This is a genomic window from Neptuniibacter sp. QD37_6, from assembly GCF_047778085.1.
In the GTDB taxonomy this organism is placed as follows: domain Bacteria; phylum Pseudomonadota; class Gammaproteobacteria; order Pseudomonadales; family Balneatricaceae; genus Neptuniibacter.
In genome coordinates, this window is record NZ_CP180550.1 from 2,333,200 (window position 1) to 2,358,207 (window position 25,008).

Genomic DNA, 25,008 nt, shown 5'->3' on the forward strand with positions numbered 1-25,008 from the left:
ATTTCGGAGCGCAGATTATACACTAGATGATCTTAAGAAGTCCTACACCTTGACGCTTGCTCGGCTAAGATGCGGTGATACACTAAACTGAACTTTCATCGGTAAATGGATTCTTTGGAGCAAGTAATGCTTAAGCTGATCAAAAGACTGGTTTTCTCGGCAGCCCTGCTAGCGAGCAGCACCGTTTTTGCTAACCCGATTCTATCTTTTGAGATGGAGGGGGATTTTGATATTAACCACACAGAGATCAGCCAAGCTCTGGAAGAAAGCCACTTTTATGTCATCTTCGAGCCTAATATCGGCCGCTCTTTGACTCATTATAAAGACCGCTGGGGCGCTGAGTACAACAAACACGGTTATGAAGAGATCCGCAGCTTAGTCTTCTGTAATCCTTGGTACGCTAACCATGTGATTAACAAAGATCCTGATATGGGTGCGCTCTGCCCTCTTTCTATCACTCTGCAACACAAAAACGATACAACTTATATCAAGTTCCTGCGCCCAAGTCAGATCAATCCAGAAAGCCCTGCTCAGGATCTTCTGATTGAATTTGAAGAGGATATCGTTAAAGCACTGAAATCCGTTATCGAGCAATAAGCACCCGTAAGATTAAGGCTGAACCCAATTGATCTCTTGAGCAGTTTTTTCGCCAACTAGAACCTGCTCAAGACTCTCAGGCATCTCTGCTGTGGTCGAGGTCCTTGGAATTCGACCACCCATCACCTCCGCATAAGCTTGCGGCAATAATGGCTCTAATTCAGGATCCGCATAACCATCTGGCCAGATCGGCTGGTTATTGCTGAGATCGTATTTATCGGTTGCCCCTAAGGTGTGTAGCACTTCATGTATGGTCACAAAGTTATTTTGAGCTTGATAATCGACACTGGCAAAACCATTCACCACACCAATCATCCCTTTCTGCAAACCTAATGAGTGCTCTAGCACTTGATGAGTCTTAGGCGAATGCAGCTTCAAATAGACTTTTATATCAGGGGTTGTGCCAGTCCAGCTATCGTTTTGCCAAGCCCAGTAGCGTAGCTTTAAACTCCAAACAACACTATCTAACATACTTGGGTTTTGTGGCGGTTTTGGAGGGTGCTCAGTCAAAGGCGGGGCAAGATAAACTTCGAGCGGTGTTTCTAGGGGAAGATCATAATGACGCGCTTCCCGCGCCATAAAATGCTCGATATCGTCGAAATGACCTTCTAATAAGGCATCCACATAGAGTTGGGTATCAGCACCTTGATCGGCGTTAATCGGATAGATCACCACCCAAAGCGGCCGATCCCAATCGGTAGAGCGTAGCTGCGATAGCCAAGCATTCATCGCCACCACGATTAACGCTAGGATCAGAATAATTAAACGTAGCCAACCCCATGTACTTCGTTGCGATTTAGCCACTAATCCCACGAACGGCCCCTCCAATTAATCCCTTAAATCACACCAACAATAATCAGATATCGGATCGCTTTTCCCAAAGTGATCATCAGTACACTAAGCCAAAAATTGGTTTTTAACCAGCCAGCAACCAAACAAAGCGGATCGCCGATCAACGGAACCCAAGACATTAACAAAGCTACAGGGCCATATTGAGTGAGCCATCTTTGCGCTTGCTGCTGTCTAGGAGATGATAGTGCGCGTAGAGGGTAGTAATGGGCAATTCCCCAGCCCATTAAGAAAGTCACAATACCGCCTAAGGCATTGCCCGCGCTCACTGCAGCCCAAAGGCTCCAAGGATCATGAACATCTTGAGAGAGTTGCCAAGCCAATAGAACTTCGGAACCGCCGGGTAACAACGTAGCCGATACAAAACCGCTGATGAATAAAGCTGAGAGGCTCAGATCTTCACTCACGCGGATTCCAGCCCAGCCTTAATACAACGAAGAATCCCAACTTCATAGACGCCAGCCAACGCTTCGCTCACAGGCTTTAACGCTTGGCCAAACTCCTGCTGACACTCCAGCATCACCTGTTCGATATGACTGAACTCTTTCTCAGGAAGATCGACCACATCCTTAACCGCCAACTCACCTTTTTGGATCGCTTGAGCTAAGTGACCGTAGATCGCATTAACCGATAGATGCTGCTGTCTCGAAACTTGATCAACCGTCATACCACTGCGATATAGCACAACCGATTCCATTGCCTGAGTCGCGACATTATCGGCTTTATGCTGATCCTCAAATTCCTCAATCGCCTGAATAAAGTCAGCGCCATAAAGGTCCAGCTTCCGTTCACCTACACCATTCAAGCGTTTGAACTGATCTGAGGTCTGCGGGCGATACATCACCATTTCCATCAGCGTTGCATCGTGGAAGATCACATAAGGCGGTACATCCTGTTCATCAGACAAGCGTTTACGCACCGCTTTAAGCTCATTCCATAGCGCATAATCTTCTGCTTCCAACTGACTCTGCGGTACTTGGTTTTTACGGTAAGGCGTGTGCTGGCGCTGATCTTTACGCAGTTGAATTTTGGTTTCACCACGTAATAGCTGACGGCACTTATCAGTTAAGTGCAAAACACCGTGCTGATCAACATTCACACCCAACAATCCGCGAGCCACCAGCTGACGGAAAACAGAGCGCCACTGATTTTTATCCAGCTCTTTGCCTATGCCCCAAGTAGAAAGCTTTTCATGGGCGAAGTTTTTAGTTTTCTCATTTGATTTCCCCATCAGGATATCGACCACATGATTCACACCAAAACTCTGTCCAGAACGGTAAACCGCCGATAAGGCTTTGCGCGCGGCTTCGGTACCGTCCCAAACAGGCACAGGCTCTAAACAGGTATCGCAATTGCCGCACGGCTGATGATCTTTCTCACCAAAGTAACTTAAAAGCACCTGACGTCGGCAAGTCGTGATCTCACACAGCCCAAGCATCGCTTCTAGCTTCTGGCGCTCAACCACCTTCTGTTCTGCTGGCGCTTGCGAGCCTTCCAGCATCTGACGCAGGAACATCACATCCTGCAATCCATAAACCATCCACGCATCGGCAGGTAAACCATCACGGCCTGCACGACCCGTTTCCTGATAATACGCTTCAATGCTTTTTGGCAGATCTAAGTGAGCCACATAGCGCACATTGGGCTTATCAATGCCCATACCAAACGCCACGGTCGCCACCATGATGATATTTTCTTCGGTCAAAAAGCGATGCTGATTATGACTTCGAAGGTCTGCCGCGAGTCCCGCATGATAAGGCAGCGCATTAAAGCCCTGCTCACATAACCAAGCGGCAGTATCTTCTACCCGCTTTCGAGAAAGGCAGTAAACGATACCGGAATCTTTCGGGTGCTCATCTTTGAGAAACTTTAACAGCTGCTTTTTAGCGCTGTCTTTCTGACCGATACGATAACGAATATTCGGGCGGTCAAAACCTTGGATAAACTCAGCAGGATTGGTCAGCGCTAAACGCTCAACGATCTCTTGCTGAGTACGTTCATCCGCAGTTGCCGTTAACGCAATACGCGGCACACCAGCGAACAACTGAGCCAACTGGCTTAGCTGCAAATATTCTGGTCTAAAATCATGTCCCCATTGGGAAACGCAGTGCGCTTCATCGATGGCAAAGAGTGCAATTTGGCAGGACTGGAGCAAAGAAAGTGTGCGCGGTTGAAGTAATCGTTCCGGCGCAATGTAGAGTAGATCAAAACCACCGGATCTTAACTGATGCTCGGTTTCATTGATCAAAGAGAAATCCATGCTCGAATTCAAGCACCCAGCACGAATACCCCATTGCGACAGCGCAGTTACCTGATCCTGCATCAACGCAATCAAAGGCGAGATAACAATAGCCGTGCCCTGCCTCATCAACGCAGGAAGCTGATAACAGAGTGATTTACCACCACCTGTAGGCACAACCACCAAGGCATCTTGGCCATTTACCAGGGTATCTATAACTTTGGCTTGGGGCTCTCGGAACTGATCGTAACCGAAAACCTCTTTAAGGATCTGTAACGCGCTTGAATTCATGGCTGGATTATCCAGAAAGCGTACCCCTTTGTCACTGACAACCGTATTGAATTGAGCAGTTAAAAAATACTGCTAAATCTGACCAAGCAAGTTAAAATCAGCGGCATAACCTTTTAGGAATATATTCATGACTCTCACTTCAGCGAATGCACTTACCGATTCAGAACTGGATCTACTGGACGACTTCCTTTATTCCGATGCTGTTTCAGAAGATTGCCTTGATCTTATCGGCGTTCACGGCTTGTTTAGCGCGCTAAACATCAGCCCTACTCCTCTTGATGAATCCACGTGGATGGAACTGGTTTTTGATCAGACGCCAAACTGGGAATCAGAAGCGCAAGAAGCTGAGATCATGGGCCTGCTAAAACGCCTATACAGCACAATTGGCGGTCAGCTATACAGCGACGGCGAAATCGAACTACCGTGCGAACTATCTCTAGACGCTGAAGAAGATGAAGATATCTCGCCTCTTGCATGGTGGTCACAAGCCTTTATGGAAGGCGTGTTCACTCAGGAAGAGGAATGGTTCGGTAGCAAGAAGCAGGAAGAAGTGGCTGAGATGCTACTACCTGTGATGGTTGCATCTGAACTGTTTGAAGAAGATGACATCAACAAGATTCGTGAAGATGAGAAACTATGTGCAGAGATGTGTGCGCAGATTCCAGAACTGCTGATCGATCTGTACCTATATTTCCACGCACCAGATAAGTAAGTTCGCTTTCTATACGCTTACTACAGCTAGCCTAGTTCACTGACTAGGCTAGTAACCTCGCCTTTCATTACTGCCTGTCGTTACACCTTAAGCTGATTATTGCGATCACGCGATCTGCGAATCAACTCATCTCCAGACGCTTTCGGGCCTAATTTAGCAATACGATCATAAAGCACAACATTCACTGTTGCGGCTAAGTTCATGCAGCCAACGGTTGGAATGTAGATCACATCTTCACACCAAGCCACAATCTCTTTATCGATCGAGCGATCTTCAGGGCCAAAGATATAGTAAGCATTTTCAGGGTGCTCGTAGTCGATCAATGAAGTCGCACCTTCCACCAGCTCAATCGCAACCGGTCTAGCACCTTTTGGCATTGACGCTTTAAAGCACTCAATATGATCTAGCGGGATACGCTCAAGCATATTGCGCGTATCTGTCTGCAATCGCTTATTCTGTTCCTGTGCTTTGTTAAAACGATTACCCGTGTAGGTAACAGATTGCACGTTGTAGCAACCCGCTGCACGCATGATCGCCCCAACATTCTCAGGGCTCTTAGGATCAGTTAAACCTATATGGGCTTGATGACTTTCAGACATATTTATACTGCTTTCTTAATAGTGCGCTAAAGAGCAGGGATTCTATAGTAATTCTGCCAGTGAGAACACGTAAAACAAGGCCCGGAAGCGACAACCGAGCAACAGTTTTTACAGCACCTAGAAATTGCATTCAGCCCAAACAAAAAGCCCCTGCTATTCAGCAAGGGCTTTTTGAGTGAGAGCTAACTTAAGCTTAGTAAGTTACACGGGCAGTACCTGCACGGGTTAGCACCCTTACACGATCACCTGCTGCGAAGGCTGGTCCACCGTCCATCTCTTGGACGATTGATACCATATTGCCATTGTCTAAGCGCACAGTGATCTCCTGTCCTTGTGCACGTGTTAGCATCTCTTCTGCTTTTTTACCTGCGACACCACCGGCAACAGCGCCTAATACCGTAGCGATATCTTTACCGCGGCCACCGCCAACATTGCTGGCTGCGATGCCACCCACTACAGCACCTGTTGCACCACCTACTACACCACCGGTTCCTTCAATAACTACAGGAATGGCAGATTGCACAACACCGTACTGAACTTGCTGAACTTGGCGTGCTTCACTACGCGAATAGGTTGTACCGCTTAAATTACTTACACAACCACTTAGTGTTAGCGCACATAGTATTGTCACAACAACTGCATACTTACTCATAGGTGTATCCTCTTATCTGATCTTCATATCAGATGATTTGTTCGGGCCAAAATCCCTTTCTACTATCAATTACATTTTAGCAATTAATACCCTGAAACCGTTTTATAGCCTACTCAAGTCTGTCCTTCCATATTTGATTATCCCTATAGACAGCCTTGAGCTTAATTCGATCCACGCCGACCCATAAATATTAACTACTGAGTTTACACCTTGAGCATGTACCTAAAATGAACCAACTCAGCCGAAGCTTTATTGATATTCACCGTAGAGCCTAGAGTAAAGACCATTACTTTGTAGCAGCTCCGAATGATTGCCCTGCTCGCAGATTTTGCCATCTTCAAACACATAGACATGATCGGCTTGTTTTACTGCACTCAAACGGTGAGCCACGATGATGGTAGTGCGATCTTTCAGAAAACTCTTTAACGCCTGATGCAAATTCAGCTCGGTCTCTGCATCCAATGCTGAGGTTGCCTCATCTAGTACAACAACCTTTGGGTCACTTAACAGCATACGAGCGATAGCGATACGTTGGCGCTGTCCTCCGGAGAGTCTTACGCCCTGCCGCCCAACCTGCGTATCCAATTGCTGCTCTAGTGATTCAACAAAGGGTTTTAACTGGGCGACATCTAAGGCATTCCAAAGCTCTTCATCTGAATAGCTTTTGCCCATGGTCAGATTGCTACGAATCGAACCGTTAAACAGAGCAGGATGCTGGAGTACAGTTGCAACGTTATCTCGAACGCAAGCCAAACCTATATCTTTGATCGAGACGCCGTCAAAGAACATCTCCCCTTTCTCGATGGGGTATAAGCCCAACAGTCCCTGTACTAAGGTTGATTTACCACCGCCACTAGCACCGACTAAAGCAATCTTTTGCCCTGCGGGGATATCCACCGAAACGCCTTTAAGTACCTCGACTCCGGTTTCATAACTGAAGTGAATATCTTGTAACTTAACCGCGACAGTCTTCTTGCCTTCAAATGGATTAACTTTGGCTGGGTATTGCGGTTCCTCTTTAAAGTCTGCCAAATTGTTGATTCGCTGCAGAGCGGCTTTAGCAGCGTAATAACTGTATTGAATGCCTAGAATCTCTTGCACTGGCGCCATCATAAACCAGAGGTATCCAAACACAGCCATCATCTCACCAATGGTCAGATCGGAGAAAACTACCATTAGCATTGAAACCGCTCTAAAGAGATCAACGCCGATCATGAACAAGACAAAGCTTAAGCGATTGGCCGCATCGCTTTTCCATTCAAATGCGGTTGAATGATCACGCACGGTTTTGGCTTCTGCGATCAGCCCTTTTAGATAATGCTGTTCGCGGTTACAGGCACGCAGTTGTTGGATATTGTCCAGCGTCTCGGTTAATGCCGATTGGAACACCTCAAACGCTTTGTTCTCCTGACCTTTAAGGTGCTTAACCCGCTTGGCAACCATGGTGGTGAAATAGATCACCACCGGATTAAGAAATAAGATAAACAGGGCAAGCTGCCAGTGCATCCACAGCAAAATAATGGCAGTACCTAAGATAGATAGGGATGCAATCAGTAAACGACTGAGTGAGCTACCGATAAAGCGATCTACTGTATCTAGATCGGTCACAAAGTGAGATGAAACCGCACCGCTGCCGACAGTTTCGTAAGCCGCCATTGAGATCTTTTTAAGCCGCTCTAACAAGCCAACCCGAATCCGGTAGGTTACATCTTTAGAGATAATGCTGAATTGGCGCGCTTGCCAAACGTTCATCATCAGGGCGACTAAACGTAGAAACAGTGTGACAAACAGAATCACACCGATAAACAGCACCGGCCCATGCCATTCTCGTGGGAACATAGGCCCTACAGTTTCGACAATAAACCCAGGTTGATCTAACAGGACTTCATCAACCAACAATGGCATAAACAGTGGTAGCGGAACAGAAACCAAAGCGGCAAAGAAAGCGATGATATTCGCTTTAATTAGCTCCGTTTTATGTTCGGATGCCACCTTTAAGATATAGCGCCAATTGTAATACGGCTTCACAAACTATCCTTTTTACGCAAACTCAGTAATAACTAAATTGTACTCGTTAAACTCACTTCTAGATTAGATTTATTACATAAAAAAACCCGCAGTGTCTGCGGGTTTTCTAAATAGGCTTAGCGATTATGCTTGTAGCATTTTGTAAAGCTTATCTTTTAACTTAAGGCGCTTAAACTTGGCTGCTTCTTCAGTTTGAGTGCATACCGGCTCAACCTCAGATTCCATTCGCTCAACATCTTTTGTCACCTGATGGTACTCATCGAATAAGCGAGCAAAATGTGCATCTTCCATTTTTAGATTGTGAATACGGTCACGGTGCTCTGGAAATTCGTGAATCAAATCATGATGTTCAATAGGCATTTGATGTTCCCCTTAATCATTCTTTCTTATCTCTTTGACTTCAGTCTCCTCCTCTGATGACCACAAAGCATTGACGGACATCAATACAGGTTCCAAACTATAAAAAGAAATATAGAACCAACGAACAAGTCCTAAATATTGGTTCCCTGAAGCGGAGGATAAGACAATGTATGCAGCAATTATGAACACCGCCTTGGGCTCTCTGCTTATTAAAGCCAACAACAGTGCTATTACCTCGATTCATTTCCTACAAGATAATGAAACGGTGCCCGAGCTATTGGGTAACGCATTAACCAACCAGTGTGTCTCTGAACTAAGCGAATACTTTGCAGGGAAGCGTGTAAGGTTTGATGTTCCACTCGCGCCTAATGGCACAAAGTTTCAACAATCCGTGTGGAATGCATTGAATGATATCCCTTACGGTAAGACCTGTAGCTATGGTGAAGTCGCTAAGAAAATAGGCAACCCGAAAGCCGCTAGAGCTATAGGGATGGCAAACAACCGCAATCCGATCCCCATTATTATCCCTTGTCATCGTGTTTTGGGCAGTAATGGTAATTTAACAGGTTACGCCGGCGGGCTTGAGAATAAGAGTTATCTGTTAAATTTGGAAACCAAAGACCTGATCTAACCAATCCTAGTTTAGGGCAAGATTAGAGACACAAAAAAGGCTGCATCTGCAGCCTTTTTCAATTCAGAATGAGCTTAAACACTTACACTCTGGACAATCGTTTTGGAGGTATCAGCAAGATCAACTGAGGATCGCTCTGTGGCTTGAGCAGCCAACTGAGCAACTTGCGCCGCTTCCTGAATAGACATGATGTTTTGCTTTAATTCTTCCGCAGCATTACTTTGCTGAGAGGATGCAGCGGCGATCATGGTACTCATATCATCAATGCTACCTACACCCGCCATAATCTCTTGCAGCGCAGAACCGGCCTCACCGGCTTTATCAACACAGCCTTTTGCTGAGTCCTGACTTTTCTCCATCATCGACATCGCCTGAGCGGCTTCGCCCTGAAGCTCTGCGATCGTGGTATCGATCTCTTTAGTAGAAAGCTGAGTACGTTTAGCTAGCTCTCGTACTTCATCCGCCACAACGGCGAATCCACGTCCCTGCTCACCGGCACGCGCCGCTTCGATTGCGGCGTTCAATGCCAACAGGTTGGTTTGATCGGCTATCTCGGAGATTACTGAGGTCTTACTCGCGATCTCTTCGGTCGCTTTGCGCAAGCTATCTATCTGCTGAGCCGCTTGCTCAACATTATCTGCAAGGTGGTGAATCGCATCGATTGTACCTTTTACAATCGAGTGACCTTGATCGGCTGTATTGGTCGCTTGTTTAGTTTCTTCGGAAGTGGTTCTTGCATGCTGCGCCACCTCTTCAATAGCAATAGAAAGGTTTTGGATATGCGCTGAAACATCTTCAATTTCTAAGCTCTGACGTTCGATCGCTTGATTCGCCTGACGCGCAATACCGATCGTATCTTCACCCTGTTGATTCAGCTCTTTGGCTGAATAAGTAACACGGGCATTGGCAGAGCGGATTCGCGCCTGATCCACCATAGTTCCAAGATAGATCGAACCCACTTCACTCACAGAGTTTGCGTACATCTCTTCGAGTACTTTTGAATCCAGCATCCGCTTAGCACGGGACTGCAGGTACCGTAGAGGGCCTAACCAGTGATAGGACAAGCCTGCACATATAATAAAAGCACCTAGGCCTGCTCCCATTGTGATCATCGGAGACCACTGGCTGAAGTAGCCTGCGCCCATCGGAATAAGCACCGCTAACAACAACATAATGATGATCTTGGTCTGAATGGACATATCGTGCATCGAGATACGACGGCTGTTGTTATTCAGGCGGCTATAGACATCGTTAGCACGTGAAATTTGACCAGAGGTTGGTACGGTTCGAACAGATTGATAACCAATGGTTCGACCAGACTCCACTATAGGGGTTACATAAGCATTTACCCAGTAGAAGGAACCATCCTTACAACGGTTTTTGACTATACCAATCCAAGGTTTGTTGTTTTTTAACTTTGACCACAGGTCGCCAAAAACCGGTGGTGGGACATCAGGATGACGAACAACATTATGAGACTGCCCTATTAACTCTTCCCGAGTAAAACCTGATATATCCACAAAGGCATCATTTACAAATGTTATCTGGCCTTTTAAATCCGTGGTAGAAATCAGCGGCGTATCATTACTGAATTTACGCTCTGTATTATTAACCGGTTGGTTATTTTTCATAGCAGCCCCTATTACAACTTGATGGCTATTTTTTCTTATATTTCATATATCTAACATTAGAATATATAGGGTTATTCTATTGAGAGATAGTGCTACTTTTAGGGAATCTTAGAGATATTTTCAGACCTTCCAGTCGGTCAAAAATAAAAAAGCGACCGAAGTCGCTTTTGTTATTTATCTGCTTTAGAACCACCTAAACATTTCGGTGATGGCGCAACCGCCTGCCCTCTGTCGTACCACTCTTGTTGAGTGAACAAATGCATCGACAGAGCATGAATTGGGTTGTTCATTCGATCGGATAGGAAGCTAAAAATCAGCTGGTGACGCTGAACTTTTCGCTTGCCTGCAAAGTCATCCGACACAACTGTTACTTTAAAATGCGAGTCAGTTGCAGGGCCAGAATGCATGTAGCTCTCGTTCTCTATAACAAGGTGCTCAATTGCCAGCCCATCTTCTAGTCGATTTCTAATTACCGCTTCAATACTCATTTTTTTCTCTTTTTACTTTCATCCATTCTTTCCACTTCTTCTGTCGCCATTTTCAAGAAGTGTCGATGGATTTTCCGTGTCGTCAATGCAACTGCACCGATCACTACAGGTACCGAGATACCTAAAATCAGATCTTTATTTAGATCCACACCAGAGTTATACACGGCATCTAATAGATATTTAATTAAACCAATAGTGTAGTAACTGATTGCTGCTACGGATAGGCCTTCTACCGTATGTTGCATCATTAATTGAACTTTAGAGCGCTGATCCATAGAAGCCAACAGCTCTTGGTTTTGCGATTGGATCGATAGCTCTACACGTGTGCGCATCATCTCCGCTACACGGTCGATACGACGGGATAGATCTTCAAGGCGATTACTGGTCGCACGACAGGTTTTAACCGCAGGGGTTAAACGACGGGTCATGAACTCGGTAATGGTTAAGTGCCCAGAGACCTCGTCCTCTCGCAGCTCTTCTAGGCGCTTAATAACCAGATCGTGGTAGGCATAAGTTGCACTGAATCTAAAGGTTGCTCGCGCTCTGCAATCTTCCACCCAAGATGCCATATCAGTTAGGCGGAACAGCAACTCCTGCTCATCGATGTCGCCACTATGAGCTAGATGATCGGTAATATCTGCCAGCTTCTGGTCCATATCACCCAGGGTTGGATTGATCTCTCGAGCAGTCGGCAGCGACAGCAATGCCATCAAACGGTAAGTTTCAATCTCCATGATACGCTGAGTTAATCGACCTAGCTGACTATCACTCATCTGCTTGTTGTAGATCAGGAAGCGACCGAAGCCATCACTGTGCATCTGGAAGGTCGTCCAAACACGGGCATCGCCATTTTGCGGGCTACTACCGACTAGGCGCATGCCTTCGAAGAAACGTTTTACTAATGGAAGATTCAACTCATGTGTTTGGCGCGCATCTTCTACTGAAACGTGGAAGGCCGACATCACCGTACCTGGAATTTCAGAAAGCCAACCTTCAGGTAGCGGTGTTAGTCCAGTGACTTCAAATGGGTTACCGCCCTGCTCAATACCTGTATTGATAAAGGTATAAGTGGTGAACTCCATGTGCTTTTCACGGCGTACACGTAGATTACCGAAATCGGCGTGGTAACAAAGTTCATCAACTTCAGGTGGCTCAACACCGAAATGCTTAAACAACTCCTGCAAGTGCGCAAACTGCTGTTTGCTCTCTTCAGGATTACACATCACTGCTAGATGGGTAATACGAGCTGGACTTGGAATAACCTGAAACGGGCGCGAGTGTAATTCACTGTACAAACGCTCCCGCATTGGGTGCATTTTCAGTCCATGAGGGTTAACAATCTGCTCCATAAAATCTCCAAAAGCCCTTAATTAACTCGGCTATACATCTTCCAAATTTGCCATCATTAATGGCTGTTTAGCTAAATCCAAAGCCATGATTTGCGGATAGACGTCAAACCATTCTTGAAAGTTAGCAAAGCTAATTTCACGCGGCCAATGATCACCCAACTCATCCCATGCAGAAAGCTCGCTTTCGAAAATAGACTGCCAATGGGATTCCAGCGCTTTAGAGAAATCCTCTTCCGTGCTGACTTCATCGACCAGATAAACGGTGCCTTCCCTACGCTGCTCGTCTAGAGTTAAGCACTGGTGTAAACCGTCGGCATCTACATCTAAACTATTAGTCCAGTCTGCAAATGGCTGTCGCGGTAAAACAACAAATGCTGAACGGTTAAGCAACTTCATGGTTCTTATCCTTAGCTTTGGTTATACTCGGGCTATAAATTATTAGACCCATCATAACAGTTGATTGATCACCTGACAGGGGTAAAGAGATGAAGTTTACCCTCTGTTGAGGTAGCTTTTTAGCTTACTACCTTTGGCTAGTCGAACGAAACTGTTTTATTGAGTTAATTCTGTGATTATTCCTGTATTACAACAACTTAACTCGCGCGATCAATGGATGGCGTTCTGCCGCCGTGAACTGCCATACGCCTTTATTGAAAGCCCTGAATGTCTGGTAGATTTTCAGACGACTTTTCTTAAGATCACTCTACTACCTAAAGACACACTGATTCATGATGCGGTGAAATATAGCTTAGGTTCACGTACAAGCATGGAACCTGTCTGGCGCTTAATTAAAGGCTGTAATTGGGATCTAAATGCAATTTTGACCGGTCTGGAGCAGATGGCGTTCAATAGTAATGTTCGCGATAACTCCCTACTCAAAGTGCATACCGATCTGAGTGTTCGAAAGTACTTTAGCCGTGAGCGATGCCTAGTCTCACCGAATACGCTAGGTTTACTTGAGCCCTTAATGGCGCAGCCTGATATATGGGACGCTCAGGCGTTAGCAAAACTCATTAGCCATCAGCAGTTCTCTAGCCTACAAAATGAAGTAAAAGCACTGCCGGGCAGTAAGCAAAATGCCGGGGCTCCACCGCCTAGCATCAGCACAATTATGATGATTTTGCTCGATCCTGTTGAACAGTGCATCGGTCAAATACATAAAGGTCGATTGCATATATTCCGCGGTAAGCAGCCATTTATCAGCCTGATCCCAAAGCTTTCTTGGCCGAAACCACGCTTAAAGACATCTAATTAATTCTCTTCGGTATATTTCATCCAATAAAAAAGGCGCCGAAGCGCCTTTTTTTGATCCGAGAGGATTAAGCCGGTTCTGGCTCAAGCTCCTGCTCGTCTTGATCTTCAGTTTCCAACTCAGCCATCATTTTCAGTGGATTGTCAGAGTTTAGTAGTTCACGCCCTTGAAGCGTTGGAAACTCAACATCCAAGTCTACGATACGACCATCACGACAAACGTTGATGATGGTATCCATACAAGAACTTAGTAGTGAGTACTTCTCATCCGGTGCTGCGATAATCGTCTGCAAACCAAGATCGCTCATGAAACCTAGAGAGGTTACTGTGTTCTCAGAATCCAGCTTGTTGAAGGCTTCGTCAAATACAGACAGGCTCATACCACCTAGTGGGTTGCCATCATTACCTTCTCGTAGTCTGTATGTTGCAGCTTGGGCTGCAGCAATTGCCACGTAGAACGGTACTTGGTGCTCACCACCGGAACCGGTTTTGATACGCTGAGTAAGGGTTGTTTTACGGTTACCATCTAGATCTTTTACAACCAATTCGAAGTTGTAGAAGTTACGGTAATCCTGCAACAGGCTGCTCTCGCCTTCATCTTTAAGCACTTCGTGAATCTTCGCCAGTGCATCTTTGTGAGGCTTATCGCTATCGAATTTCAGATCAAATAGAGAACCAACATTTGCTGAATCCATCTGAGTGTAAGCTTCTACCAGTTCCAGAATATCTTTCAATTCTGGGTTAGGCATCATGTCGAAGCTGTACATCTCTTTATGGAACGGACGGCCTTTAAGATGCAGGTTAAGCTCGCGGATAAGATCTTTGATCTTGTTGATCTGATCGTTCAAATGCGCAACAAAGTCAGATCTAAATGCGGTTTCTGCTTCTAGACGTGCACGTTCTGCTTTCTGGCTGTAGTTAGCCAGCTCAGAATCTTTAAGCGCTTGAACGGTTTCATCTACAAATGCAGACAGCTCTTCATGAGTAGAATCAGGTGTAACTTTATCTAGCTGCTGATGGCTTAAACCACCGCCATGGTATTTCGCTTTGTACTGGGCAACACCATCACGTACAGCATTTTTCTTCTTCTCGTGCAGCGAGAGTTCAGACTGGGCCTTCTTCGCGGCTTCAAAGATAATACGTTCTAGTTCGCCTGCACATGATTCATCTAGGTAATCACGTTTTTCCTGTGCAGATTGCGCATTAAATTCGTTCTTCTCTTCACACGCAGTACGCGCAGTAGAGTGCTCTTCTAGCTCTTGATCGAATACTTCTAGCGCTGCCGTATCTTTAATGATGGATGTACGTACTTTCTGCAGCTTGTCCATCAAGCTGCGTTGCATCTGTTCGGTAGACTTCTGCTCAGCAACCAGATCAGCAATACGCTGCTGCACGCCTGTATCATCTTGGTTACGCAGATCTGTGATCGCCTGACGCTGACCTTCGATCTCTGTATCAAGCTGCTCGCGTTGGTTAACCAAGTCGAATACACGTTCGTTCACATTGTCTAAACCGTTGTTCAGCGTAATTAACGCATCACGTAGTTTTTCCAGTGTATCGTGATTTTTACCCAGCTGCGTGAATTCAGATACTAGCTGATCAACCTGCTTACCTTGAAGCGCAGCTTGGTCAGAACGACGACGAATACCCATAATAGGCTGCTGTTCGTTGATCGCCGTTGTCGAACCTTCTGTCTGCAACATGCAGTCATAAGTTAATGCACGCTCATGACGCAGTAGTTCGGTTTCTGTCTCAACTGCCATCACGCCGCCTAATGCACGGTTCATATAAGCACGAGCATGATCATTTTCTGTATCGATGAAATAAGCCAGTGATCCCGCTTTATAACGGTTTAGCCAATCACCAGATTTGGTTGTATTAACGATACGGCAACCTTTAAGGTGACGACCTTTACGACGGTAAAGTGTGATCGCTTCTTTCACACGATCTGGATCGACGATTAACGCTTCACGACGTGCGCCTAGGAAAGACTCAATCGCAATACGCCATTTGTCATCGTTGATATCAGCTAGTTCACAGATCGGCGTGGACTCAATACCGTACTCTTGAAGCAATTCCATCAACTCGCGAGTGTTACGACGAACCGGTGCATGACCTTGTTTTAGCGCTTCAACGGCACTCTTCTGGTTCTGAATTTCAGAACGTAGCTCATTGATACGAATTACCGAGTGCTCGTAACGACGTGCGATATCACGGCGAACACCTTCAACCTGAAGTTTTAGGTTTTCTAAAACGTTATCAACTTCTACAGGAGATTGCGGCCATAGATCCGCCATAATGTCCTGACCCGAGCGCCACTGTTCTACACACTGTTCGACAACAGGACGGAACTTCTCAGGTAGCAGTTCGCTGTTTTCAGCAAAACCAACTGTCGTGCGCATCAGGTTATAAACGCCCTGAATACGCTCTTTCACAACATTTACTTCGTGCGTTTTAGCTGTGATAGAGGACTCAAGCGCCTTAACTTTGTGAGCAGAATCAGAGGTATTTAACTCAGCACGGGCTTCGGCCAAGTTCTGCATAATCTGGTTGAGCTCTTCACTCTTCTTCTCCAGATCTACCTGTACCTGTTCCTCTTTCGCTTGGTTATCTTCCAAGCGCTCTGCAGCATCCTCTTTTTTAAGGTCTGCATTTTCAAATCGTGTTTCGTGAACAACCCACTCGTATTCAGCAGCGTTTTTCACATTGCGCTGAATACCGTTACAAAGCTCTTGTACCTTCTCTAGCTCACCGATGCGGTTCGCTACTTCGCGCGTCTTAGTTTCCATCGCGCGGTATTCATCAAGAGACTTACGGAACGCGCCGACATGGACAATGTTTTCGTCTAGTACGAACTCTCGGATAAAGCGTGTAGGGCTGTCGATTGGCACGAACTTAAGCGCGTTTTTAAAGTTCTTAACAAACTTATCGTCATCGTTTGGCATCTCTGGGTCGTAACTCAGATGCGTTACCAATTCACGAACAAAACGACTAGAACGCTTCTCCAGAATCATATCTGGGCACTGCTTGTAGAGATGATCGCGAACTTGATCCCACGCTTTAGGTAGACGGCCTTCACCTGTTTTCTCGGTAAAGTCATCTAGAGATACAGAACAATCCGGAAGAATAAAGCGGCCTAGAACATCTTCATCTGCAGACGCAGTAGATGCACTAATCGCTACACCAACCGTCGTCTCTTTAGCAGTTTCGGTATCAAAGAAACTCAATGCCAAATAACAAAGCGAATCATGTCGAGCGGTATTCTTTTTACCGTCGTCATCAAGGAAACCTAGGCAGTAGGTACGTAGGCTACGCTCACTCTTTTCACCCGCCGATGCGTTGAAGCTCAAGTGACGTTTATTACCACCCATCAATACTGTTTGGATAGCATCCAGCAGGGATGATTTACCAGAACCGTTTGGACCTACAACCGCAACGTTACCTTTAATCGGTATCTCTACAGCACCAAGAACGTACCAGTTAACCAGAATAATACGATTTAGCTGCTTCATTCAGCTGGTACCTCTTCTTTTTCTTCTGCCGTTTCAGCGACTGCTTCGTTTGGCTCTTCAGATGTTTCGTCAGCAGCTTCTACTTCTGCTTCGACTTTTGTTTCTGAGACATCTTCGTTGTTTTCTTCAGCAGGCTCTACCGCTGCTTCCGCGACTTCATCCATATCCAATACAACTTCACCATCTTGCTCGTTGGACTCGCAAAGGCCTTCAAGCTGACGAATAAAGTCTTCAACCACAACCTGACGGATTACTGGATTGATCTTAAGCGGGATATTCTTAGGTTCCATCTCATCAGGCTTACCGCGTTCGATAACACCGTGACGAGAGAACAAGGAAAGGATCTCTTTCAAACGCGTTTCGTTTGGAATCTCTTTACGCGTTAGGTTTTCATAAACCGTAAGCAGTTCATCAGTGCTGGTATATGCCTGTCCTGCTTCCACTTCGAAACTTTCTAAACGCTGCTCATACTGCTGACGAATGCAAAGCAGTAACAAGGATTCATCCAAGCGTAAACGCATAAAGCGCTCTTCACCTTTAGGGATGATACCCATATAAGCTTCATCAGGCTGATGGATAAAAGACCAGCCGATCGCTTCAAAAAGGTTAGTAAAGTAGTCGGCATGCGAAGCAACTAGAAAATAGCTTTCACGGTGCCCAGGACGCTCCGCATATAAGAACTGATTGGTCAGCAGTTGGTTAGCCGCACGGCTAAAATCGCTGGCTTGATACTGATCGCTGCGACCGATAATTTTCTGCAGATCACCTAGCATTTGAAACTTCCTTTGAATGATCTTTTCTAGTTATATAAAAATCACGACACTCAACCATGTCGGCAACGTTCACGTAATTTTCCTGGAATTTAATCTCATACTGCTCGCTCGTCTTACGCGCTTTCTTACCTAATGATTTCAGGTGGCGGACATAGCTAAAGCAGATGTAATCTTCGATCGAGCTGATCTCGAAATCAGAGGCGTTGATCTTTTCACGGCCATTCAGATGGCGTTCTAAATACGCTTCTATACGATCAACTTTAACTTCACGACGCTCTTTGTATTCCTTAAAGAGTTGGCGAAGCTGTAGAACTTTTGGGTCGATCTCTTTGCGCGTAATAACTTGTGGTTCTGCAATGGTGCGACGTTTAACCGGCGCACGAACACTACCTGGCGCAAGGAAACCAACGGTATCCAACGTTTGAATACGTGGAATTTCACGACCATCTTTTTCACTGATTTGAGCAATCACACGGGATAGGCGTGAAGCCATACCCGGCGTCGTTTTATCCATGTAGCGAACAGTATCAGATACACGTTTTTCCAACTTGTAGCGGAAATCGTCAATGATCGCTAAACGCTGATCCACTGATTCGAAGATACGAATAATACGGTTGATATGCTGATGTACACGCGCTTCAGCATCATGAATATCAACTTCAAACTGCTCTTGATAGTGCATAATCAGCTGTTCCAGTTTGACCGTATCAAACTGTAACTCTCGCAATAGAGATAGAATCTGTTGACGGAATCGGAACGGGTTATTTTTGGTTTTCAGGGTTTTATAGTCTGAAACCAAGATATGCTCTACGAATCGATCAAAGAAGTTACGAACAATCTCTTGCGGGTTATTAGTTTGCGACAGATTGATCTTAAGCTCACGCAGGCCAAGCATCATATCTGTAAGGTGGGCGCTGAAATCAGCTGCTGTTTGAGCCGCTTCCGATAGCGTAATACCACGCCCTTGCGGATCATTGATCGCAGATTCTAACGAACTCAATACGTTAAGAACCGCACCGCCATAGCTACGCTTCTCTAGGTTCGCAATCGAAACCAAGGTACGTAATAGGAAGCTATTTGCAGGAGATAGCAGGACATAACTGCGATAGATACGCTGTTCCTCTTCCAACCACCCAGTAGCAACCAAGCGACGATAGATGCGACTCGTGTATTCGGCAGTTGAACGAGGGGGCTCTTGCTGATCCTCTTCAGAATCATCCTCTTCTGGTTCCCAACGACGAACACCTAGACGAATTACCGCCCCTTCGATCGTTGAACGTACCAAATCCTTAGGTACAAACGGGTCAACCAAATCTTCATCAAAGAACAGGTCGGCCAATGAGATAAGTACAGCCTGATAAACCTGTCGATTCTGCCCAGATAAAGGCAAAAACAAGTTATCAGGAAGTTTATTAAACAGCATTCAGCGTTAATCCGCGGTCTTTAAACCCGTGAACAGGTTTCTATTTTTATAAGGTAATAGGAACCGATTCTAGCGGAAAATTGGACTAGGGATAAGGGCTAAATCCACTATATTCGTAGTTGAATATAGACGGGAATTCATCTTCCCCTAGAAAACAAAAAAGCACCCATAAAGGGTGCTTTAAACTAGTTGATAACTCTATCGATTATTAGTTGATTCCATCATCGATGTTGTTGTTATCAAGAAGCTGCTGTAGTTGCGCTGCTACATCTGCATCCGCTGCAACGTTGTTCAAGTCGATTGTCTGAACAACATCCGAGCTGGAGGCATCAGTAATCTGCAACTGAAGGTTCCCATCTACATTCGCTACTGCAGAAATTACATGCGAGCCATCAGACAGAACGTCCGACAGGTCAATTACATCATTTTCTACTGTATTAAAGTCAGTAATTTGATCCTCTGCTGGGGCCACACCTGTACCTAGATCAGAAGATGACCATACGAAAAGATCTTCACCCTCTCCACCAGTCAGGATATCGTTACCAGCCTGCCCAATTAGAATATCATCACCATCACCAGCAACTAGGGTATTCCCCAAACCATCACCAACTAGATACTCGTCAGAGGTGATATTCAGCGTCGCAGATGAAGTATCACCATCAGCATCTTCAATTTCATACTCAAATGAGTCGATACCTGTTGGATAATATTCATAGCTAACTTCAGTCAATGTAATCCCCTGACCTGTAGGGTCAGTGACAGTAAAGACAATGTACTTAACTTCGCCAGTAATACCCTCGGCGCTACCAGTATAAGTACCGTTACTAAACGACTGACCACCAGACATATCCCCTGTCGTAATTAGAGAACCATCAGATGAAAATGCCTGCCACTGAATATCAGTTGGGTCAGTTTGGTTAGCATTGTATTGACCGATAACAAATGTAAACGATCCTGATACAGCCTTATCAAGCTCATATACCAGATACTCGCCATTATCCAATGTAGCAGCCCCTTGAGCATCCGAAACACCAAAGCCCAGCTTGTTCGCATTCGCCGAACCATGCGTAGAAACAGATACATCACCCTGAACAGTAGGGTTTAGATTCAAAGATCCATCATCATTGTAAAGATCAAAATCAAAGGCACTCTCAGAAGCTGAATAAGCGGAAACGACAGCTCCTTGCAGATCGCTAACACCTACCGCAACAATTTCAGGTGAAGCATTATATTCGTAGCTATACTCCCCTGCAGCATCAATAGTCAGAGCACCATAAGTTCCCTGAATAACTGTATCACCTGAAGCTGCAACAGCATTACCATTGACAGATGTTACTGTATTGTCCGTATCAACACTTAATTCATCGTTAGAAAGAACATTACCAATGACAGCGACAGATTGATCTACTAGAGCAGCGGTATCATTTACAGCCACTGGAACATCATCAACAATACTGATCGTTAGCGTTGACGAGTCCTGCTCACCATCCGCATTAATTACTGTGTAAGTAAATAAATCTGAATCATCAAGCCCTTCGGTTGTTTGAGCAGTTAATTCATAAACGTAATCGCCAACACTGCGCCCATCAACTTCTTGCGAATAAACCGTCAATACACCAATACTGGTAATAATTACCGTGATACCACTATCATTGACAGGATTACCATTCACATGCGTCAAATTGGAAGCGATTCCAAGAAGGTTATCATTCGCCAGAAGATTTCCTTCAACTGTAGGATTCCCAGAAGCAAGACCAGCTTCGTCTACTTCAGCATTATCACTCACTAAAGAAGGAGATCTACTACCAGTAATAGTGACTGTAGCAAGCTCAGTATCCCCATCTGCATCAACAATCTCATAGTCGAAAGTCACATCACCGGAAAACGGTGCTGGCGGAGTATAAGTAAATGTACCACCTGAGTTAAAGGCCAAACCTTCGATAGGCTCACCAACCAGGCGATACGTATGATTTCCATCCCCTGATTCACTGTCATTACCAGTCACACTCTGAGCTTCAACCGCCGCTCCATCTACAGAATAGAATACGTCATCATTAGCGACTGGGAAGTTATCTATTGACTCATTTAGAACTGACTCTTCTCGGTTAGCATAAGTAGTCTCTGTTGAATCACTACTTTCGCTCTGAGTATCAATCAAGTTCCACTCACCATTTTCAACAACTTCTCTACCGTCTGGATAAGTCGTCGTTGTCACTTCACGCTCATAGGTTTCTGTCGTGGTGGTTGTAGTTGTAACTGTATCTGTTGGCTGTTCGTAGTAAATAGTCGTTGTTGATGTAGTCGTCTCACGAATGAGATTACCATCATCATCATAAGTCGGTGTTACAACCGGCTCTGTTGTCTCGCGACCAGTTTCTACTTCGTTACCTACAAAATCTTCCGTGGTCGTCTCGGTAGATACACGCACATCCTGCTCTGTCGTAACTTCCACAACAGGCTCTTCAACAACTATATTTTCCAGTACTTCTTGACGTTGAGTACTTGTAATCTCTGAAGACTCTTCTGTACTTACCTGAGTATCAATCAAGCTCCACTCACCATTTTCAACAACTTCATTACCATCTGGATAAGTCGTCGTTGTTACTTCACGCTCATAGGTTTCTGTCGTGGTCGTGGTCGTGGTAACTGTATTCGTGTCTGTGTTGTAGCTAATGGTCGTTGTTGTCGTTGTAGTTCGAGATACAACGTTACCGTCATCATCTGTTTCATCGGTAACAACCGTATCAACGGTACGACCTGTTTCTACTTCATCACCTACAAAATCTTCCGTGGTTGTTTCGGTAGATACACGCACATCCTGCTCTGTCGTAACTTCTACAACAGGCTCTTCAACAACTACATCTTCCAGTACTTCTTGACGTTGAGTACTTGTAATCTCTGAAGACTCTTCTGTACTTACCTGAGTATCAATCAAGCTCCACTCACCATTTTCAACAACTTCATTACCGTCTGGATAAGTCGTCGTTGTTACTTCACGCTCATAGGTTTCTGTCGTGGTCGTGGTCGTGGTAACTGTATTCGTGTCTGTGTTGTAGCTAATGGTCGTTGTTGTCGTTGTAGTTCTAGATACAACGTTACCGTCATCATCTGTTTCATCGGTAACAACCGTATCAACGGTACGACCTGTTTCTACTTCATCACCTACAAAATCTTCCGTGGTTGTTTCGGTAGATACACGCACATCCTGCTCTGTCGTAACTTCTACAACAGGCTCTTCAACAACTACATCTTCCAGTACTTCTTGACGTTGAGTACTTGTAATCTCTGAAGACTCTTCTGTACTTACCTGAGTATCAATCAAGCTCCACTCACCATTTTCAACAACTTCATTACCGTCTGGATAAGTCGTCGTTGTTACTTCACGCTCATAGGTTTCTGTCGTGGTCGTGGTCGTGGTAACTGTATTCGTGTCTGTGTTGTAGCTAATGGTCGTTGTTGTCGTTGTAGTTCTAGATACAACGTTACCGTCATCATCTGTTTCATCGGTAACAACCGTATCAACGGTACGACCTGTTTCTACTTCATCACCTACAAAATCTTCTGTGGTCGTTTCGGTAGATACACGCACATCCTGCTCTGTCGTAACTTCTACAACAGGCTCTTCAACAACTACATCTTCCAGTACTTCTTGACGTTGAGTACTTGTAATCTCTGAAGACTCTTCTGTACTTACCTGAGTATCAATCAAACTCCACTCACCATTTTCAACAACTTCATTACCGTCTGGATAAGTCGTCGTTGTCACTTCACGCTCATAGGTTTCTGTCGTGGTCGTGGTCGTGGTAACTGTATTCGTGTCTGTGTTGTAGCTAATAGTCGTTGTTGTCGTTGTAGTTCTAGATACAACGTTACCGTCATCATCTGTTTCATCGGTAACAACCGTATCAACGGTACGACCTGTTTCTACTTCATCACCTACAAAATCTTCTGCGGTCGTCTCGGTAGATACACGCACATCCTGCTCTGTCGAAACTTCTACAACAGGCTCTTCAACAACTACATCTTCCAGTACTTCTTGACGTTGAGTACTTGTAATCTCTGAAGACTCTTCTGTACTTACCTGAGTATCAATCAAGCTCCACTCACCATTTTCAACAACTTCATTACCGTCTGGATAAGTCGTCGTTGTCACTTCACGCTCATAGGTTTCTGTCGTGGTCGTGGTCGTGGTAACTGTATTCGTGTCTGTGTTGTAGCTAATGGTCGTTGTTGTCGTTGTAGTTCGAGATACAACGTTACCGCCATCATCTGTTTCATCGGTAACAACCGTATCAACGGTACGACCTGTTTCTACTTCATCACCTACAAAATCTTCTGTGGTCGTCTCGGTAGTAACACGCACATCTTGTTCAATTGTAATGGTAATTTCTGGATCAGATTCAGATACAACGATAGGAGTCTCTTCCCCATCAGGCTGCTCAACAGAATCCTGTACACCAACCGTCTCATACCCTGCATTTGGATCAACTTCTTCAGCAGTACGATTAATATTTACCGTTGAAGAACCTTCATTACCTTCACCACCCGCTTGTGTATCACCACCTGCTGCAGTTGCCTCGGATACAGCCGTAGGATCCGCACCAGCTAAAATTGCTGCCTGAATAGATTCAACATCAGCAGTAGCTTCTGAGAAGTCAAAAGTATTAGCGTTATTGTACGTTTCACTATTAGCCAGCCAATTTTGGCCGCCATCAAGTCGAACTGGCTCGCCTGCATCCATTGCGATCTCAATCGACGCATCAGGAGAAACTCGTATCATTTCATCTGCATAGACCTCTTCCCCTAATGTAAGAAGCCTCTCTGTACCATCTGCCTTAACAGCAACTACATTTCCGATCAGAAGTGAAACTGTACCAATAACATTCATATTTACTATCCCTTAGAAAATAGATCTCTGGATGATTGTCGTCTTTTATAAAGGCGCAAACAAACAAAAACTATTGTACCGAGGTACAAGTACCAATTTTTTTCTTATTTTTAATAAGTTAGATCAACTTATTCGAAATCAAGAAATCACCCTACATAGCTTACATTCGGCTCTTCTGAACAAAATTCGAGCTATTTTCAGCCAAATTTGTTTACGTAATAATCAACCCTAAAAATCATTTAATTTTTTGCGAAAAATCCCTTGACGCCCTACCCCTTGGTCATTAAGATACGCCGCACTTTCAAGGCTAATCCCTGATAGCTCAGTTGGTAGAGCAGTAGACTGTTAATCTATTGGTCGCTGGTTCGAGTCCAGCTCAGGGAGCCAACTTTGAAAGATGTACAGCTGATGATCCCTGATAGCTCAGTTGGTAGAGCAGTAGACTGTTAATCTATTGGTCGCTGGTTCGAGTCCAGCTCAGGGAGCCATCTAAAGGCTAAAGTCGGAGTGTAGCGCAGCTTGGTAGCGCATCTGGTTTGGGACCAGAGGGTCGGGGGTTCGAATCCCTCCACTCCGACCACTTTAAAGCCTTACCCTTTCTTAGGGACAAATGTCGGAGTGTAGCGCAGCTTGGTAGCGCATCTGGTTTGGGACCAGAGGGTCGGGGGTTCGAATCCCTCCACTCCGACCACTTTAAATACCCCTCTCTATATTCAACAAACATATTTAACCATC

General features: G+C 45.2%; 19 protein-coding genes and 4 tRNA genes. 8 read left to right on the forward strand and 15 right to left on the reverse strand.

The features are described 5' to 3' along the window. Positions 1-126 precede the first annotated feature (126 nt). On the forward strand, positions 127-597 hold the full coding sequence (locus ACMXYO_RS11125; protein ID WP_415885188.1) for a DUF302 domain-containing protein: 471 nt from the start codon (positions 127-129) through the stop codon (positions 595-597). Positions 598-609: 12 nt separating this feature from the next. On the opposite strand, the gene ACMXYO_RS11130 is transcribed toward ACMXYO_RS11125, so the two are convergent. The 3 genes from ACMXYO_RS11130 to recQ are packed head-to-tail and all read right to left on the reverse strand — an operon-like array spanning position 610 to position 3,976. Then, positions 610-1,410 (reverse strand): hypothetical protein, encoded by an 801-nt coding sequence (locus ACMXYO_RS11130; RefSeq protein WP_415885189.1) that lies wholly within the window; start codon positions 1,408-1,410, stop codon positions 610-612. A gap of 23 nt (positions 1,411-1,433) precedes the next feature. After that, entirely contained in the window at positions 1,434-1,853 is a 420-nt protein-coding gene (locus ACMXYO_RS11135) for a YqaA family protein (protein ID WP_415885190.1), read from the reverse strand. Further along, entirely contained in the window at positions 1,850-3,976 is a 2,127-nt protein-coding gene (gene recQ, locus ACMXYO_RS11140; protein ID WP_415885191.1) for a DNA helicase RecQ, read from the reverse strand. Before recQ ends, ACMXYO_RS11135 begins: the two co-directional genes overlap by 4 nt. Before the next feature lie 127 nt (positions 3,977-4,103). Between recQ and ACMXYO_RS11145 the strand changes: the two genes are divergently transcribed. Then, on the forward strand, positions 4,104-4,688 hold the full coding sequence (locus ACMXYO_RS11145) for a YecA family protein (protein WP_415881720.1): 585 nt from the start codon (positions 4,104-4,106) through the stop codon (positions 4,686-4,688). Positions 4,689-4,768: 80 nt separating this feature from the next. On the opposite strand, the gene ACMXYO_RS11150 is transcribed toward ACMXYO_RS11145, so the two are convergent. The 4 genes from ACMXYO_RS11150 to ACMXYO_RS11165 form a co-directional block, all read right to left on the reverse strand. Further along, positions 4,769-5,287 carry an RNA methyltransferase gene (locus ACMXYO_RS11150; RefSeq protein ID WP_415885192.1) on the reverse strand — a complete coding sequence of 173 codons (519 nt, stop codon included), beginning with the start codon at positions 5,285-5,287 and terminating at the stop codon, positions 4,769-4,771. 193 nt (positions 5,288-5,480) lie between these two features. Further along, a complete protein-coding gene (locus ACMXYO_RS11155; RefSeq protein ID WP_415885193.1) occupies positions 5,481-5,939 on the reverse strand; it encodes a glycine zipper 2TM domain-containing protein in 459 nt (152 codons plus the stop codon). Between the two features lie 249 nt (positions 5,940-6,188). Beyond that, positions 6,189-7,967 (reverse strand): ABC transporter ATP-binding protein, encoded by a 1,779-nt coding sequence (locus ACMXYO_RS11160; RefSeq protein WP_415885194.1) that lies wholly within the window; start codon positions 7,965-7,967, stop codon positions 6,189-6,191. A gap of 123 nt (positions 7,968-8,090) precedes the next feature. Continuing rightward, positions 8,091-8,327, reverse strand: coding sequence for a YdcH family protein (locus tag ACMXYO_RS11165; protein ID WP_415881731.1), 237 nt, complete (start codon positions 8,325-8,327; stop codon positions 8,091-8,093). A gap of 166 nt (positions 8,328-8,493) precedes the next feature. Between ACMXYO_RS11165 and ACMXYO_RS11170 the strand changes: the two genes are divergently transcribed. Further along, positions 8,494-8,958 (forward strand): methylated-DNA--[protein]-cysteine S-methyltransferase, encoded by a 465-nt coding sequence (locus ACMXYO_RS11170; protein WP_415885195.1) that lies wholly within the window; start codon positions 8,494-8,496, stop codon positions 8,956-8,958. A gap of 74 nt (positions 8,959-9,032) precedes the next feature. Here ACMXYO_RS11170 and ACMXYO_RS11175 read toward each other — a convergent pair whose 3' ends face one another. From ACMXYO_RS11175 to ACMXYO_RS11190, 4 genes are all read right to left on the reverse strand, one after another. Beyond that, a complete protein-coding gene (locus ACMXYO_RS11175) occupies positions 9,033-10,589 on the reverse strand; it encodes a methyl-accepting chemotaxis protein (RefSeq protein WP_415885196.1) in 1,557 nt (518 codons plus the stop codon). A gap of 170 nt (positions 10,590-10,759) precedes the next feature. Beyond that, a complete protein-coding gene (locus tag ACMXYO_RS11180) occupies positions 10,760-11,077 on the reverse strand; it encodes a BolA family protein (RefSeq protein ID WP_415885197.1) in 318 nt (105 codons plus the stop codon). Then, a complete protein-coding gene (locus tag ACMXYO_RS11185; protein WP_415885198.1) occupies positions 11,074-12,426 on the reverse strand; it encodes a DUF3422 family protein in 1,353 nt (450 codons plus the stop codon). Before ACMXYO_RS11185 ends, ACMXYO_RS11180 begins: the two co-directional genes overlap by 4 nt. 30 nt (positions 12,427-12,456) lie before the next feature. Next, positions 12,457-12,822: a hypothetical protein gene (locus ACMXYO_RS11190; protein ID WP_415881736.1), complete on the reverse strand. Its 366-nt coding sequence runs from the start codon at positions 12,820-12,822 to the stop codon at positions 12,457-12,459. A gap of 172 nt (positions 12,823-12,994) precedes the next feature. Here ACMXYO_RS11190 and ACMXYO_RS11195 point away from each other — a divergent pair, with 172 nt between their 5' ends. Beyond that, complete coding sequence (locus tag ACMXYO_RS11195; protein ID WP_415885199.1) at positions 12,995-13,681, forward strand: hypothetical protein; 687 nt, start codon at positions 12,995-12,997, stop codon at positions 13,679-13,681. A 64-nt stretch (positions 13,682-13,745) separates the two neighbouring features. Here the strand turns inward: ACMXYO_RS11195 and ACMXYO_RS11200 are convergent, their stop codons facing one another. The 4 genes from ACMXYO_RS11200 to ACMXYO_RS11215 all read right to left on the reverse strand — a co-directional run bounded on the left by ACMXYO_RS11200 (position 13,746) and on the right by ACMXYO_RS11215 (position 24,273). Further along, complete coding sequence (locus ACMXYO_RS11200; RefSeq protein ID WP_415885200.1) at positions 13,746-17,189, reverse strand: SbcC/MukB-like Walker B domain-containing protein; 3,444 nt, start codon at positions 17,187-17,189, stop codon at positions 13,746-13,748. Continuing rightward, positions 17,186-17,962 carry a DUF4194 domain-containing protein gene (locus ACMXYO_RS11205; protein ID WP_415885201.1) on the reverse strand — a complete coding sequence of 259 codons (777 nt, stop codon included), beginning with the start codon at positions 17,960-17,962 and terminating at the stop codon, positions 17,186-17,188. Before ACMXYO_RS11205 ends, ACMXYO_RS11200 begins: the two co-directional genes overlap by 4 nt. After that, entirely contained in the window at positions 17,952-19,385 is a 1,434-nt protein-coding gene (locus tag ACMXYO_RS11210) for a Wadjet anti-phage system protein JetA family protein (protein WP_415885202.1), read from the reverse strand. The genes ACMXYO_RS11205 and ACMXYO_RS11210 overlap by 11 nt, the downstream gene beginning before the upstream one ends. A 208-nt stretch (positions 19,386-19,593) precedes the next feature. Next, entirely contained in the window at positions 19,594-24,273 is a 4,680-nt protein-coding gene (locus ACMXYO_RS11215; protein ID WP_415885203.1) for a retention module-containing protein, read from the reverse strand. Between the two features lie 311 nt (positions 24,274-24,584). Between ACMXYO_RS11215 and ACMXYO_RS11220 the strand changes: the two genes are divergently transcribed. The 4 genes from ACMXYO_RS11220 (at position 24,585) to ACMXYO_RS11235 (ending at position 24,964) form a co-directional block, all read left to right on the forward strand. Next, positions 24,585-24,660 (forward strand) — tRNA-Asn (locus tag ACMXYO_RS11220). Positions 24,661-24,685: 25 nt separating this feature from the next. Further along, a tRNA-Asn gene (locus ACMXYO_RS11225) sits at positions 24,686-24,761 on the forward strand. A gap of 15 nt (positions 24,762-24,776) precedes the next feature. Then, positions 24,777-24,853, forward strand: a tRNA-Pro gene (locus ACMXYO_RS11230). Between the two features lie 34 nt (positions 24,854-24,887). Continuing rightward, positions 24,888-24,964: transfer RNA gene (locus ACMXYO_RS11235), tRNA-Pro, on the forward strand. Positions 24,965-25,008: the final 44 nt, after the last annotated feature.

Excerpts from the sequence above, each read along its gene's own strand:
- ACMXYO_RS11125 (WP_415885188.1), top strand. The coding sequence starts at position 127 with ATGCTTAAGCTGATCAAAAGACTGGTTTTCTCGGCAGCCCTGCTAGCG.
- recQ (WP_415885191.1), bottom strand. The coding sequence starts at position 3,976 with ATGAATTCAAGCGCGTTACAGATCCTTAAAGAGGTTTTCGGTTACGAT.
- ACMXYO_RS11145 (WP_415881720.1), top strand. The coding sequence starts at position 4,104 with ATGACTCTCACTTCAGCGAATGCACTTACCGATTCAGAACTGGATCTA.
- ACMXYO_RS11150 (WP_415885192.1), bottom strand. The coding sequence starts at position 5,287 with ATGTCTGAAAGTCATCAAGCCCATATAGGTTTAACTGATCCTAAGAGC.
- ACMXYO_RS11155 (WP_415885193.1), bottom strand. The coding sequence starts at position 5,939 with ATGAGTAAGTATGCAGTTGTTGTGACAATACTATGTGCGCTAACACTA.
- ACMXYO_RS11165 (WP_415881731.1), bottom strand. The coding sequence starts at position 8,327 with ATGCCTATTGAACATCATGATTTGATTCACGAATTTCCAGAGCACCGT.
- ACMXYO_RS11170 (WP_415885195.1), top strand. The coding sequence starts at position 8,494 with ATGTATGCAGCAATTATGAACACCGCCTTGGGCTCTCTGCTTATTAAA.
- ACMXYO_RS11175 (WP_415885196.1), bottom strand. The coding sequence starts at position 10,589 with ATGAAAAATAACCAACCGGTTAATAATACAGAGCGTAAATTCAGTAAT.
- ACMXYO_RS11180 (WP_415885197.1), bottom strand. The coding sequence starts at position 11,077 with ATGAGTATTGAAGCGGTAATTAGAAATCGACTAGAAGATGGGCTGGCA.
- ACMXYO_RS11185 (WP_415885198.1), bottom strand. The coding sequence starts at position 12,426 with ATGGAGCAGATTGTTAACCCTCATGGACTGAAAATGCACCCAATGCGG.
- ACMXYO_RS11190 (WP_415881736.1), bottom strand. The coding sequence starts at position 12,822 with ATGAAGTTGCTTAACCGTTCAGCATTTGTTGTTTTACCGCGACAGCCA.
- ACMXYO_RS11200 (WP_415885200.1), bottom strand. The coding sequence starts at position 17,189 with ATGAAGCAGCTAAATCGTATTATTCTGGTTAACTGGTACGTTCTTGGT.
- ACMXYO_RS11205 (WP_415885201.1), bottom strand. The coding sequence starts at position 17,962 with ATGCTAGGTGATCTGCAGAAAATTATCGGTCGCAGCGATCAGTATCAA.
- ACMXYO_RS11210 (WP_415885202.1), bottom strand. The coding sequence starts at position 19,385 with ATGCTGTTTAATAAACTTCCTGATAACTTGTTTTTGCCTTTATCTGGG.
- ACMXYO_RS11215 (WP_415885203.1), bottom strand. The coding sequence starts at position 24,273 with ATGAATGTTATTGGTACAGTTTCACTTCTGATCGGAAATGTAGTTGCT.